Here is a 12554-nt window from a genome sequence, read left to right as displayed (position 1 = left end):
TGGTTGTCGCCGCGGTCACGACATACTAGGTGGCATGGCCTTGATCAACCCCAGCATTCTGTCCGCCGACTTCGCCCGGCTCGCCGAGGAGGCGAAGGCCGTCGAGGGCGCGGACTGGCTCCATGTCGACGTCATGGACAACCACTTCGTGCCCAATCTGACGCTCGGCGTCCCCGTCGTGGAGTCGCTGCGGAAGGCGACCGACACCCCCCTCGACTGCCACCTGATGATCGAGGAGCCGGACCGCTGGGCCCCGCAGTACGTCGAGGCGGGGGCCGGCTCGGTCACCTTCCACGCCGAGGCCGCGGCCGCGCCGGTCCGCCTCGCGCGGGAGATCCGGGCCAAGGGCGCGCGCGCTTCGATGGCCCTGAAGCCCGCCACGCCCGTCGAGCAGTACGAGGATCTGCTCCCCGAACTCGACATGCTGCTGATCATGACGGTTGAACCGGGCTTCGGCGGGCAGGCGTTCCTCGACATCATGCTTCCGAAGATCCGCCGCACTCGCGCGCTGATCGCCAAGCACGGCCTGGAGATGTGGCTCCAGGTGGACGGCGGGGTGTCCGCGAAGACGATCGAGCGTTGCGCCGAGGCCGGTGCCGACGTCTTCGTCGCGGGTTCGGCCGTGTACGGCGCCGACGATCCGGCGAAGGCCGTCCGTGACCTGCGGGACAAGGCCGACGCCGCCACCGCGGCGGCCGGCTGGGGCTGCGCGCACTGACGCGCGGCCCGGGCCGCGCGCACGGCACGGCCCACCCGGGGCGGCGCCGCGGGGCGACGGGGGTTGACCTCGCGGCCACGCAGCGTTCATCGCGGACCGAGCGGTCACGGTCCACGCCGACCTCGGGTTTCTGGAAGGATGAGCGCAGAGTCGATCAGGTGCGCAGTAGGGGAGATTTTCGTGGTTGCCAGCCGCCCACATTCCGGGATGGGCCCCGCCGAGCTGGTGCAGGCTGCGGCCATGGCCCGCCGGTTCTATCTCGAGGGCAAATCCAAGATCCAGATCGCCGAGGAGTTCGGCGTCAGCCGCTTCAAGGTCGCGCGGGTGCTGGAGACGGCACTGGAGCGTGACCTGGTACGGATCGAGATCCGGGTCCCCGCCGAGCTGGACGCCGAGCGCTCGGACGCGCTGCGCGCCCGGTACGGCCTGCGGCATGCCGTGGTCGTGGAGTCGGCCGCCGACTCCGACGACGCGCCCGACCCGGAGAACCTCGGTGAGGTCGCCGCCGACCTGCTCGGCGAGCTGGTCACCGAGGGCGACGTGCTCGGCCTCGCCTGGGGCCGGGCGACGATCCACATGGCCTCGGCGCTGCACCGGCTGCCGCCGTGCACGGTCGTCCAGCTGACCGGTGTGTACGACGCGGGCACCGCCGACCGCGGCTCGGTGGAGGCGGTACGCCGTGCCGCCGATGTCTCCGGTGGCGAGGCGCACCCCATTTACGCGCCGATGCTGCTGCCGGATTCGGCCACAGCGGCGGCGCTGCGGGGCCAGACGGGTATCGCGCGGGCTTTCGATTACTTCGACAAGGTCACCGTCGCCTGCGTCTCCATCGGCTCCTGGGCGCCCGGCATTTCGACGGTGTACGACATGCTCTCGGAGAGCGAGCGCGAGCACTACGCCTCGCTCGGCGCCGCAGCGGAGATGTCGGCGCACCTCTTCGACGCCGAGGGCCGGCGCATCGGCCGCGACCTGGGGGAGCGCTGCATCACGGTCGAGGCCGACCGGCTGCGCCGCATCCCCGAGGTGGTCGCGATCGCCGGCGGCCACCGCAAGGCCCACGCCATCGGCGCGGTCCTGAAGTCCGGCCTGGTCACGAGCCTGGTCACGGACACCGCCGCCGCCGACCACCTCCTGCTGGAGTCCGACCCGGGGCCGCGCCCGGCCCTGGACCGCGCGGACCCGGACGGTTCCTGACCTCCTCCGGAGTGCCCGGACCCCGTACGGCGTGAGCCCGTACGGGGGCCGTTCGCCCGGCGCCGCGGCCGGGGCTGTGACAGCATCACGGCATGCCCGATACCCCCGGAGTCCCCGGCCAGGGTGCCGGCCCGCGCGACGGCGCCCGCACCGAGAAGGACGGCGTGCCCAGGTCGCTGTCCGCCGTACTCGACGGACGGACGCTGCCGGGCGTGCTGTCCTGGCCCGCCGGCCGGCCCGTGCAGGAAGCGCTGGACGCCGCGCTGGCCGCGGGCTGGCAGGGCACGGTGCTCGACCTCGAAGGCGTCACCGACAAGGCGGAGTTCATGACGCGCGCCGCGGCGGCGCTGCGCCTGCCGTCCTGGTTCGGAGCCAACTGGGACGCGCTCGCCGACTGCCTCGGAGACCTGTCCTGGTGGCCCGCCGAGCACGGCGGCCGGCTGCTGGCCGTACGGGCCTGGCAGGGGTACGCCGCCGCCGAGCCGGAGGAGTGGCGGGTGGCGGAGTCGGTCCTCGCGGACGCCGTGGCCCGCTGGCGGGACACGGACACCGGACTGGCCGTGCTGCTGACCCGCGACGCGGGCGGCCCGGCGACGGCCCGCCGCTGAGCAGCCGTAGCGGACCGCGCTACAGCGCCCGCTCGAAGCACCACGACGACGGTACGCTGCCGGGCCCGCAGCACGGCCGCGTCCGGGTCCTCCCAGGCCACTTGTTCGATCTTCATGGCGGGGATTCTGCCGAGGCCGCGTTTCGGACGCGTTGGGCCGCGGGCCCGGCGTCCGGAACGGGCCGGCCGCCTCAACGGGGCGGTCGGCCGGAACGGGTCAGTCCTCGACGTGGTCCAGCAGCACCGAGCCGCCGAAGTCCTCGTCGTCCGTGCCCCACAGCGCCCGGTCGCCGGGCAGCAGGGCGACCGCCTCGATCTTGCGGTTGTCCGCCGTCGTGTACCGGCGGACCTCCTCGGGCTTGGTGAGCTTCAGCTCGGGGCGGCCCTTGTCGGCCGTCAGCCGGCCCGCTTCGTAGACCGCGGAGCTGAAGGGGCCGGAGTTCTTGTTCGGGTCCTGGGCCGCGGACAGCACCACGGTCCCGTCCGCCGTGATCTTCATGTCGCTGATGTGCCGCACCTCGTCCTGCGCGGGCCACGGCGCGCGGAACGCGACCGGGTCGGTGACGTGCGAGAACACGTTCTTCGCGGCGGAGGCGGACGGGTTCAGGACGGCCGCCCGCACCTGCGAAGCGGTGCCGTTGCTGCCCCGAGTCGCCCAGACGGCGACGTCCTTCCCGGTGGCCCGGTCGCGGTGGACGGCGAACGCCTCGTAGTTCTGCGTGTCGTCGCCCTTGTAGTGGCCGGTGCCCGGCAGCGGGGCAGACCAGCGGACCGTCGCCGTGCCGCCGCTCACCTTCAGGCCGTAGACCGTCGGGCGGAACTTGCCGCCGTCGCCGCTGCTCAGCGTGGTGTACTCGCCCGGCCGGCCGGGCACCGTGTCCAGCGACTCCAGGTCCTTGGGCACCTCGCTCCCGGCCCACTTCAGGTCCCGTACGACGGGCGCGTGGCCGTGCTCCAGCCGTACGGCCGAGAGCCGGACCTGGCCCGCCTCCTTGTTGTCCCGCGCCACGACCGTGTCGATGCGGCCGTGCTCGGAGCCGGCGACGGCCAGCCCGCTGACGCCGCCGGTCATCCCTTCGCCGACCTTCTGCCACCCGGACTTCGCGGCGGCCGGCCGCTCCGTGCCGTCGGCGAAGGCGACGGTGGCCGCAACGGTCGCGAGGGACACGCCGGCGATGCCCGACGCGAGGAGTGTTTTTCTGATCATCACGGCACGGTACGGGAGCCCACCGCTCCGCGAGCAGCTCGTATGCACAGGGTTTACCTTCACCCGCACAATTTCGGGTGAAACCACAGTCGGCGTGAACGCCGGTCGGGTGATGACACAGAACCTGACCGAACGGCGGCCGAGGCTCGTCAATCCGGTGCCCGATCGGCGATGATGGACTAGGAGCTTGATGCCTGATCCGCTGCCGGCACAGCCGTACCCGCCACCGGACCGGTGCTGACTCCCCGCCCGCTACCGAAGCACAACCGCAGGTGAGAGAGTTAGCATGCGATTTCTGAACGATTCGAAGCCGCCGTACGACCTGACGTACGACGATGTGTTCATGGTGCCGAACCGCTCCGCGGTCGGCTCCCGGCAGGGCGTGGACCTCTCCTCGCCCGACGGCACGGGCACCACCATCCCGCTGGTCGTGGCGAACATGACCGCGATCGCCGGCCGCCGGATGGCCGAGACGGTGGCGCGCCGCGGCGGCCTCGTCGTCATCCCGCAGGACATCCCGATCGACGTCGTCACCGACGTCGTCAGCTGGGTCAAGCGGCGGCACCTGGTCTTCGACACCCCGATCGTGCTCTCGCCGATCGCGACCGTCGCCGACGCGCTGTCCCTGCTGCCCAAGCGAGCGCACGGCGCGGGCATCGTCGTCGAGGGCGGCCGCCCCGTCGGCATCGTCACCGAGCACGACCTGGCCGGCGTGGACCGCTTCACCCAGGTCGCCGAGGTCATGTCCAAGGACCCGCTGGTCCTGGACGCCGACATCGACCCCCGTGACGCGTTCAACCAGCTCGACGCCGCCAACCGCAAGCTCGCCCCCGCGGTCGGCAAGGACGGCCAGCTGGTCGGCATCCTCACCCGCAAGGGCGCGCTGCGCGCGACCCTCTACACCCCGGCCACCGACGCCGACGGCAAGCTGCGCATCGCCGCGGCCGTCGGCATCAACGGCGACGTGGCGGGCAAGGCCAAGGCGCTGCTGGCCGCGGGCGTGGACACCCTCGTGGTGGACACCGCGCACGGCCACCAGGAGTCCATGATCAGTGCGGTCCGGGCCGTCCGGGCGCTGGACCCGCAGGTCCCGATCGTGGCGGGCAACATCGTCGCCGCCGACGGCGTACGCGACCTCATCGAGGCCGGCGCCGACATCATCAAGGTCGGTGTCGGGCCGGGCGCGATGTGCACCACCCGCATGATGACCGGCGTGGGCCGCCCGCAGTTCTCCGCCGTCCTGGAGTGCGCCGCCGAGGCGAAGAAGTACGGCAAGCACGTCTGGGCGGACGGCGGCGTCCGGCACCCGCGCGACGTCGCCATGGCGCTCGCCGCCGGCGCGTCCAACGTCATGGTCGGCTCGTGGTTCGCCGGTACGTACGAGTCGCCCGGCGACCTCCAGCAGACCGCCGACGGCCGGCTCTACAAGGAGAGCTTCGGCATGGCCTCGGCCCGCGCGGTGCGCAACCGCACCAGCGAGGAGTCGGCGTACGACCGGGCCCGCAAGGGCCTCTTCGAGGAGGGCATCTCCACCTCCCGGATGTTCATCGACCCGGCCCGGCCCGGCGTCGAGGACGTGATCGACTCGATCATCGCGGGCGTGCGCTCGTCCTGCACCTACGCGGGCGCCTCGAACCTCGCGGAGTTCGCCGAGAAGGCCGTCGTCGGGGTGCAGAGCGCCGCCGGCTACGCCGAGGGCAAGCCGCTGCACAACAGCTGGTAACGGGCGCACTCGACGCCTCTCACGGGCCCGGTCCCGCGCGCACCCCGCGCGGGGCCGGGCCCGTTCGCGTCCACGCGGGGCCGTCACCGAGTGAGATCGCTCTCTTCCGAGCCCGCACGCCCGTACGGCCGCAGGCGTCTTCCTTCGATTCCACGGCCTCAACACGCCGCTGCCGCGCAACAAATGGCCGCTGTGGGGCGCGGTGCGCAAGGATCATGCGCGAATGCGCAAAGAACCCGCATTACGGCAGGTCACGCGCGGGCCTTAAGGTCAGGCAAGTTAGTTACGTGGAGTGGCGGGGACCGTCCGCTCGGCGGTTCCCGTGCGGGTTGCTTCGTGCTGCCCGCGTGCGGGCCGCCGCGGTCACCGCCGCCTGGTCGGCAGCGAAAAAGGAGCCACCCCAGTGTTGGACCACGGCGCAGCCCCTCACTCCGAGGGCAGCGACCCCCAGCCGCAGCAGCCTCCGTCCCGCCCCGGGCCGCTCGGCACCCTGATGCGGCGCAAGCCCGTCGAGAACCTGGTGGCCGATGCCGGCCACGGGGAGGGCGGCACCCTCCGCCGCTCCCTGGGCATGTGGCAGCTGACGATGATCAGCATCGGTGCCACGCTCGGCACCGGCATCTTCGTGGTGCTGGGCGAGGCGGTCCCGGACGCGGGTCCCGCCGTCATCATCTCCTTCGTGATCGCGGGCATCACCGCGCTCTTCTCGGCGCTCTCCTACGCCGAGCTGGCCGGCACCATCCCGGTCTCCGGCTCCTCGTACTCCTACGCGTACGCCACGCTCGGCGAGCTGGTCGCCTGGGTCTGCGGCTGGTGCCTGATCCTGGAGTACGGCGTCTCGGTGGCCGCGGTCGCGGTCGGCTGGGGGCAGTACCTCAACGAGCTGCTGTCCGGCACGCTCGGCTTCACCATCCCCGAGGTGATCGCCGCACCGCCCGGTGACGGCGGCATCTTCAACCTGCCGGCCCTGCTCGTCGTGCTGCTCGCGATGGTCTTCCTGCTGGGCGGCGCCAAGGAGAGCGCCCGGGCCAACGCCATCATGGTCGCCGTGAAGATCGCCGCGCTGCTGCTCTTCTGCGGCGTCGCCTTCCAGGGCATCCGGGCCGGGAACTACGCCCCCTTCATGCCGCTGGGCATGGCCGGTGTCAGCGCCGCGGGCGCCACCCTCTTCTTCTCCTACATCGGCTTCGACGCCGCCTCCACGGCCGGCGAGGAGGCCAAGAACCCGCAGCGCGACCTGCCCCGCGCCATCATGCTCTCGCTGGTCATCGTCACCGCGCTGTACTGCCTCGTCGCGGCCGTCGCCGTGGGTGCGCTGCCGTGGCAGAAGTTCTCCGGCACCGAGGCCGCGCTCGCCGGGATCATGAAGGACGTGACCGGCCAGGGCTTCTGGGCCGTGCTGCTCGCCTTCGGCGCCGTCGTCGCCATCGCGTCCGTCGTGCTGACCGTGCTCTACGGCCAGACCCGCATCCTCTTCGCGATGTCCCGCGACGGCCTGGTGCCCAAGGTCTTCTCCAAGGTCCACCCGAAGACCGGTGCGCCCCGCGCCAACACCGTGATCGTCTCGCTGTTCTGCGGCATCCTGGCCGCGGCCGTGCCGCTGGGCCAGCTGGCGGACGCCACCAGCATCGGCACGCTCTTCGCGTTCGCGCTGGTCAACGTCGCGGTCATCGTGCTCCGCAAGACCCGCCCCGACATGCCGCGGTCCTTCCGTACGCCGCTGTCGCCGCTCTTCCCCGCGATCGGCTTCGTGCTGTGCATCTGGATGATGGGCAGCCTCGACGTGGTCACCTGGGTGGTGTTCGGAGTCTGGATGGTGGCCGGTCTCGTGTTCTACTTCGCTTACGGCATGCGCCGCTCCCGATTGGCCACCGACCAGAAGTGAACAACCCCTCGTGCGACTGAACGACCTCGACGAACGCATCGTCCACGCCCTCGCGGAGGACGCCCGCCGCTCCTACGCCGACATCGGTCAGGAGGTCGGGCTCTCCGCGCCGGCCGTCAAACGCCGGGTGGACCGGCTGCGGTCCGACGGAGCGATCACCGGGTTCACCGTACGGGTGGACCCGGCGGTGCTCGGCTGGGAGACCGAGGGCTTCGTCGAGCTGTACTGCCGTCGCAACACCTCGCCCGAGGCCATTCACCGCGGCCTCGCGCGCTATCCCGAAGTGGCGTCCGCCTCCACCGTGACCGGTGAGGCGGACGCCCTCGTGCAGGTCTTCGCCGCCGACATGCGGCACTTCGAGCGGGTCCTCGAACGGATCGCGGGCGAGCCCTTCGTCGAGCGGACCAAGTCCGTCCTGGTGCTCTCGCCCCTCCTGCGGCGCTTCACCTCCGGCTCCCCGGTCTGACGCTCCCGTCCCGCGGGGGCCCGGTGTCACGGCCGGACGCGGCGGGGCGCAACGAATCGCCGGAACGGGCTCCGAAGGCGCAACAAATCGGTACGTGAAGCGCAATGGTGCAGCCTTGTACCACTTGCTCCGCGGACCGTACCGTCTTTACGTCTTCCGAAAGCCCGTACGCACCGTACGCACCGTACGCACCATCCGAGGGGTCCCATGTCTGCGCTGCGCACCGCCCTGCTCCAGAGTTCGGGACGGCCCGGCGATGTGGCGTACAACCTCAAGGCGCTGGACCGGGCCGCCGAGGACGCTGCCGCGGCCGGCGCCGGGCTCCTGGCCTGCCCCGAGCTGTACCTGACCGGCTACGCCATCGGCTCCGGCGTGCGCGAGCTCGCCGAGCCCGCCGACGGCGAGAGCGCCGACGAGATCGCCCGGATCGCCGCCGAGCACGGCATCGCCGTGGCGTACGGCTACCCGGAGCGCGACGGCGGGACGGTGTACAACTCCGTCCAGCTGATCGGCCCGGACGGCACCCGGCTCGCGAACTACCGCAAGACGCATCTCTTCGGCTGCTTCGAGCAGGAGATGTTCACCCCCGGCGACCGCACCGTCGTCCAGGCCGAGCTGTCCGGCGTCCGGATCGGCCTCATGATCTGCTACGACGTGGAGTTCCCGGAGAACGTCCGGGCCCACGCGCTGGCCGGCACCGACTTCCTGGTGGTGCCCACCGCCCAGATGCACCCGTACCAGTTCGTCGCCGAGTCGCTGATCCCGGTACGCGCCTTCGAGAGTCAGCTCTACCTCGCCTACGTCAACCGCACCGGTCCGGAAGGCGAGTTCGAGTTCGTCGGGCTCTCCACGCTGGCCGGGCCCGACGGGGTCGTACGGGCCCGCGCCGGCCGCGGCGAGGAGACCGTCCTCGGTGATGTCGACCCCGGCTTCCTCGCGGCCTCCCGCGAGGCCAACACCTACCTGAAGGACCGCCGCCCGGAGCTGTACGGCTCCCTGGGCTGAGCCCGGCCCGCCCGGCTGCCCCGCCCGCCGGCCGTCCGGCCGCGGGCTGCCCCGGCCCGGCCCTCGCCTGCCCCCTTCCTCCCGTTCCGCATGGTTTTGCAAGGAGTACCGCCCTCATGACGTCCACGGTGCCCACCGCCGTCCAGCACACCGATGCTCAGCCGCCGATCACCATGTTCGGACCGGACTTCCCCTTCGCTTACGACGACTTCCTCGCGAACCCGGCGGGGCTGGGCCAGATACCCGCGACCGAGCACGGCACCGAGGTCGCGGTCATCGGCGGCGGCCTCTCCGGCATCGTCACCGCCTACGAGCTGATGAAGATGGGCCTCAAGCCCGTCGTCTACGAGGCGGACCGGATCGGCGGCCGGCTGCGCACGGTCGGCTTCGAGGGCTGCGACTCCTCGCTCACCGCCGAAATGGGCGCCATGCGCTTCCCGCCGTCCTCCACGGCGTTGCAGCACTACATCGACCTGGTCGGGCTGGAGACGCAGCCGTTCCCGAACCCGCTCGCGCCCGACACCCCCTCCACCGTCGTCGACCTCAAGGGCGAGTCGCACTACGCCGAGACCGTCGACGACCTGCCCGACGTCTACCGTCAGGTGGCCGAGGCCTGGAACACCTGCCTGGAGGAGGGCGCCGACTTCTCCGACATGAACCAGGCCCTCCGGGAGCGCGACGTGCCGCGCATCCGGGAGATCTGGGCCAAGCTCGTCGAGAAGCTCGACAACCAGACCTTCTACGGCTTCCTCTGCGACTCCAGCGCCTTCAAGTCCTTCCGGCACCGGGAGATCTTCGGCCAGGTCGGCTTCGGCACCGGCGGCTGGGACACCGACTTCCCCAACTCCATCCTGGAGATCCTCCGCGTCGTCTACACCGAGGCCGACGACCACCACCGCGGCATCGTCGGCGGCAGCCAGCAGCTCCCGCTGCGCCTGTGGGAGCGCGAGCCCGCGAAGATCGTGCACTGGGCGCAGGGCACCTCGCTGTCCTCCCTGCACGACGGCGCGCCCCGCCCCGCCGTGACCCGGCTGCACCGCACCGCCGGCAACCGGATCACCGTCACCGACGCCTCCGGTGACATCCGCACCTTCCGGGCGGCCGTCTTCACCGCGCAGTCCTGGATGCTGTTGTCAAAGATCGAGTGCGACGACGCACTGTTCCCCATCGACCACTGGACGGCGATGGAGCGCACTCACTACATGGAGTCCTCCAAGCTGTTCGTGCCCGTCGACCGGCCGTTCTGGCTGGACAAGGACGAGGAGACGGGCCGCGACGTCATGTCGATGACGCTGACGGACCGGATGACCCGCGGCACGTACCTCCTCGACAACGGGCCCGACCGGCCGGCCGTCATCTGCCTCTCCTACACCTGGTGCGACGACAGCCTGAAGTGGCTGCCGCTGGACGCCAACGAGCGCATGGAGGTCATGCTCAAGTCGCTCTCGGAGATCTATCCGAAGGTCGACATCCGGAAGCACATCATCGGCAACCCCGTGACCGTGTCCTGGGAGAACGAGCCCTACTTCATGGGCGCGTTCAAGGCCAACCTCCCGGGCCACTACCGCTACCAGCGCCGCCTGTTCACGCACTTCATGCAGGACCTCCTTCCCGAGGACAAGCGCGGCATCTTCCTGGCCGGTGACGACATCTCCTGGACCGCCGGCTGGGCCGAGGGCGCCGTGCAGACCGCGCTGAACGCCGTGTGGGGCGTGATGCACCACCTCGGCGGCGCCACGGACGCCACCAACCCGGGCCCCGGCGATGTGTACGACGAGATCGCCCCGGTCGAGCTGCCGGAGGACTGACCACCGGCGACCACCTGAACGACCGTCGACCGGTGGGGGAGCCCCGGGCCCGGGGGCGGAGGGGACAGGGGGAGCTGCCGCCGCGCAGCTCCCCCTGCGGTCATATCCCGGCCGCGCGCGCCGCTTCGTACACCTCCGCCGCCAGGTCCTTCAGCTCCTCCGCGTCCCGGGCCCGGCCCTGGAGGTCGAGCAGGATCTCCCCGACGCCCACCTCGGCATGGGCCGCCAGGTCCTCGACGATCTGCGCGACGCTGCCCTGGAACGGGAGGCGGTCCTGGCCCTCGTACGTCTTCGCCGTGTGCTGGGTGTTCACCCGCAGGACGTTCTCGAACGGGGCCTCACGGCCGCGCTCCTCGGCCAGCTCCCGCAGCTGCCGCCATTGCTCGGCCAGCTTCTCCGCGCCCATGCCCACCGGCATCCAGCCGTCCGCGCGGTCCACCAGGCGGCGCAGCGCCCGGGGGCTGTTGGCGGGCAGCAGCACCGGGATCGGCCGGGCCGGCTTGGGTCCGACCTCCGACGGCGCGATCGTCGTCAGCTCGCCCTCGTACGCCACCGGGTCCGGGCCCCACACCGCCCGGCACACGTCCAGCAGCTCGTCCAGCACCTTGCCGCGCTGCTCGAACGGGGCCACCGCGGCCGCCGCGTACTCGTCCAGGGACCAGCCCGTGCCGAGCCCGGCGATCACCCGGCCGCCGCTCGCCGCGTCCAGCGAGGCGAGGCTCCGGGCCAGCTGGAAGGGGACGTGCAACGGGGCGATGAGCACGCTCGTGCCCAGCCGGGCCCGCTCCGTGGCCGCGGCGGCCAGCGTCAGCGTCACCAGCGGATCGGCCACCGAGCGGTACTGATCGGGCCAGGGCAGGCCCGGTATGCCGTACAGCCCCTGGCTCGCGGGCTCGGGGAAAAGCACGCGCTCGAAGACCCAGAGGCTCTCGTAACCGGTCTGCTCCGCGGCACGCGCCACGTCCGGCACGTCGCGGCCGAGGTCGTACTGACGCATCTGCGGAAGGCTCAGTCCGAGTCGGACAGTCATACCGTGCTCCTTCGGATCCGGTTCGCCGACGGGTTATGTGCGATCAACGTCCGTCATCGGCGCGGGAGTTCCGGTGCCGGGGGGCGCGATGGCGCGCAGCACCGGCGTGCACGATCGGTGGGGCCCCGGCCAAGGCTTTAGTCCGATCCGGTCATGCCTCACCGCGCCGTCCCTGCAGCCCGCCCGCCCCTGCCACGCTGATCGCCATGACGACGATGCAGCCGACAGGCGTGACGGCGGGCGTGGAGCGGATCGTGGCGCGGATGCGCGCGCTGGACGCGACGCTGCCGCCGCGCGACGGCGTCGCGGTCTTCAACCGGGTGTACCTGCAGGTCACCGAGGAGGTCGGCCGGCAGATCGGGGCGGGCGGCTTCCGGGACGCGGGCGCGGCCGCCGAGCTGGACGTACGGTTCGCGCTGCGGTACCTGAGCGCGGTGGACGCCGTGACGGCCGGGCTGCGTCCGCCGGCGTGCTGGCGCCCGCTGTTCCAGCTGCGCCGCCACCCCGGCGTCGAGCCGCTCCAGTTCGCGCTCGCCGGGATCAACGCGCACATCGGGCACGACCTGGCGCTCGCCCTGGTGGACACCTGCCGGGCGCTGGGGTGCGAACCAGCCGCGCTGGAGGCCGACTTCGACCGGGCGGGGCGGGTGCTCATCGGCCTGGAGGAACGGGTGCGGGAGCGGCTGATGCCGGGGCCCGACCTGCTGGACATCGCCGACCCGCTGACCCACCTGGCCGGTTCGTGGAGCCTGGAGGCGGCCCGGGACGGCGCGTGGACAGCGGCCCGCGCGCTGTGGAGCATGCGCGGCCTGCCGGAGGTGGCGGAGGAATTCACCCAGCGACTCGACGCGGGCGTCGGCCTGGTGGGCCAGCTGCTGCTGACGCCGTTGCGGGGATGATGCCGGGGCGCC

General features: G+C 71.9%; 11 protein-coding genes. 9 read left to right on the top strand and 2 right to left on the bottom strand.

Features of this window, described 5'->3' with window-relative positions; genetic code table 11:
• Positions 1–34 precede the first annotated feature (34 nt).
• The 3 genes from rpe to ACIGQF_RS04830 all read left to right on the top strand — a co-directional run bounded on the left by rpe (position 35) and on the right by ACIGQF_RS04830 (position 2520).
• A complete protein-coding gene (rpe, locus tag ACIGQF_RS04840; RefSeq protein ID WP_399705582.1) occupies positions 35–718 on the top strand; it encodes a ribulose-phosphate 3-epimerase in 684 nt (227 codons plus the stop codon).
• A 207-nt stretch (positions 719–925) separates the two neighbouring features.
• Complete coding sequence (locus ACIGQF_RS04835) at positions 926–1912, top strand: sugar-binding domain-containing protein (RefSeq protein WP_361562519.1); 987 nt, start codon at positions 926–928, stop codon at positions 1910–1912.
• A 92-nt stretch (positions 1913–2004) separates the two neighbouring features.
• The gene (locus ACIGQF_RS04830) at positions 2005–2520 is read left to right on the top strand and encodes a barstar family protein (protein ID WP_399705578.1); all 516 of its coding nucleotides are present in this window, start codon (positions 2005–2007) and stop codon (positions 2518–2520) included.
• Between the two features lie 216 nt (positions 2521–2736).
• Here ACIGQF_RS04830 and ACIGQF_RS04825 read toward each other — a convergent pair whose 3' ends face one another.
• Positions 2737–3726, bottom strand: a complete 990-nt coding sequence (locus ACIGQF_RS04825; RefSeq protein WP_399705577.1) for a hypothetical protein — start codon at positions 3724–3726, stop codon at positions 2737–2739.
• A gap of 286 nt (positions 3727–4012) precedes the next feature.
• On the opposite strand from ACIGQF_RS04825, the gene ACIGQF_RS04820 reads away from it, so the two are divergent.
• The 5 genes from ACIGQF_RS04820 to ACIGQF_RS04800 all read left to right on the top strand — a co-directional run bounded on the left by ACIGQF_RS04820 (position 4013) and on the right by ACIGQF_RS04800 (position 10613).
• Positions 4013–5449, top strand: a complete 1437-nt coding sequence (locus ACIGQF_RS04820; RefSeq protein WP_399705574.1) for a GuaB1 family IMP dehydrogenase-related protein — start codon at positions 4013–4015, stop codon at positions 5447–5449.
• Positions 5450–5852: 403 nt separating this feature from the next.
• Positions 5853–7334: an amino acid permease gene (locus ACIGQF_RS04815; RefSeq protein WP_399705572.1), complete on the top strand. Its 1482-nt coding sequence runs from the start codon at positions 5853–5855 to the stop codon at positions 7332–7334.
• Between the two features lie 10 nt (positions 7335–7344).
• Positions 7345–7800 (top strand): Lrp/AsnC family transcriptional regulator, encoded by a 456-nt coding sequence (locus ACIGQF_RS04810; protein ID WP_399705569.1) that lies wholly within the window; start codon positions 7345–7347, stop codon positions 7798–7800.
• A gap of 207 nt (positions 7801–8007) precedes the next feature.
• Positions 8008–8805 carry a carbon-nitrogen hydrolase family protein gene (locus ACIGQF_RS04805; protein WP_399705567.1) on the top strand — a complete coding sequence of 266 codons (798 nt, stop codon included), beginning with the start codon at positions 8008–8010 and terminating at the stop codon, positions 8803–8805.
• Positions 8806–8921: 116 nt separating this feature from the next.
• Positions 8922–10613, top strand: a complete 1692-nt coding sequence (locus ACIGQF_RS04800) for a flavin monoamine oxidase family protein (protein WP_399705564.1) — start codon at positions 8922–8924, stop codon at positions 10611–10613.
• Between the two features lie 100 nt (positions 10614–10713).
• On the opposite strand, the gene ACIGQF_RS04795 is transcribed toward ACIGQF_RS04800, so the two are convergent.
• Complete coding sequence (locus ACIGQF_RS04795) at positions 10714–11643, bottom strand: LLM class F420-dependent oxidoreductase (protein WP_399705562.1); 930 nt, start codon at positions 11641–11643, stop codon at positions 10714–10716.
• Between the two features lie 206 nt (positions 11644–11849).
• Here ACIGQF_RS04795 and ACIGQF_RS04790 point away from each other — a divergent pair, with 206 nt between their 5' ends.
• Positions 11850–12542, top strand: coding sequence for a DUF5995 family protein (locus tag ACIGQF_RS04790; protein WP_399705559.1), 693 nt, complete (start codon positions 11850–11852; stop codon positions 12540–12542).
• Positions 12543–12554: the final 12 nt, after the last annotated feature.

This window comes from Streptomyces sp. NPDC053560 (assembly GCF_044544605.1).
Taxonomy (GTDB): domain Bacteria; phylum Actinomycetota; class Actinomycetes; order Streptomycetales; family Streptomycetaceae; genus Streptomyces.
Note: the sequence above shows the minus strand (reverse complement) of the source record. Positions and strands in the feature narration are given on the sequence as shown.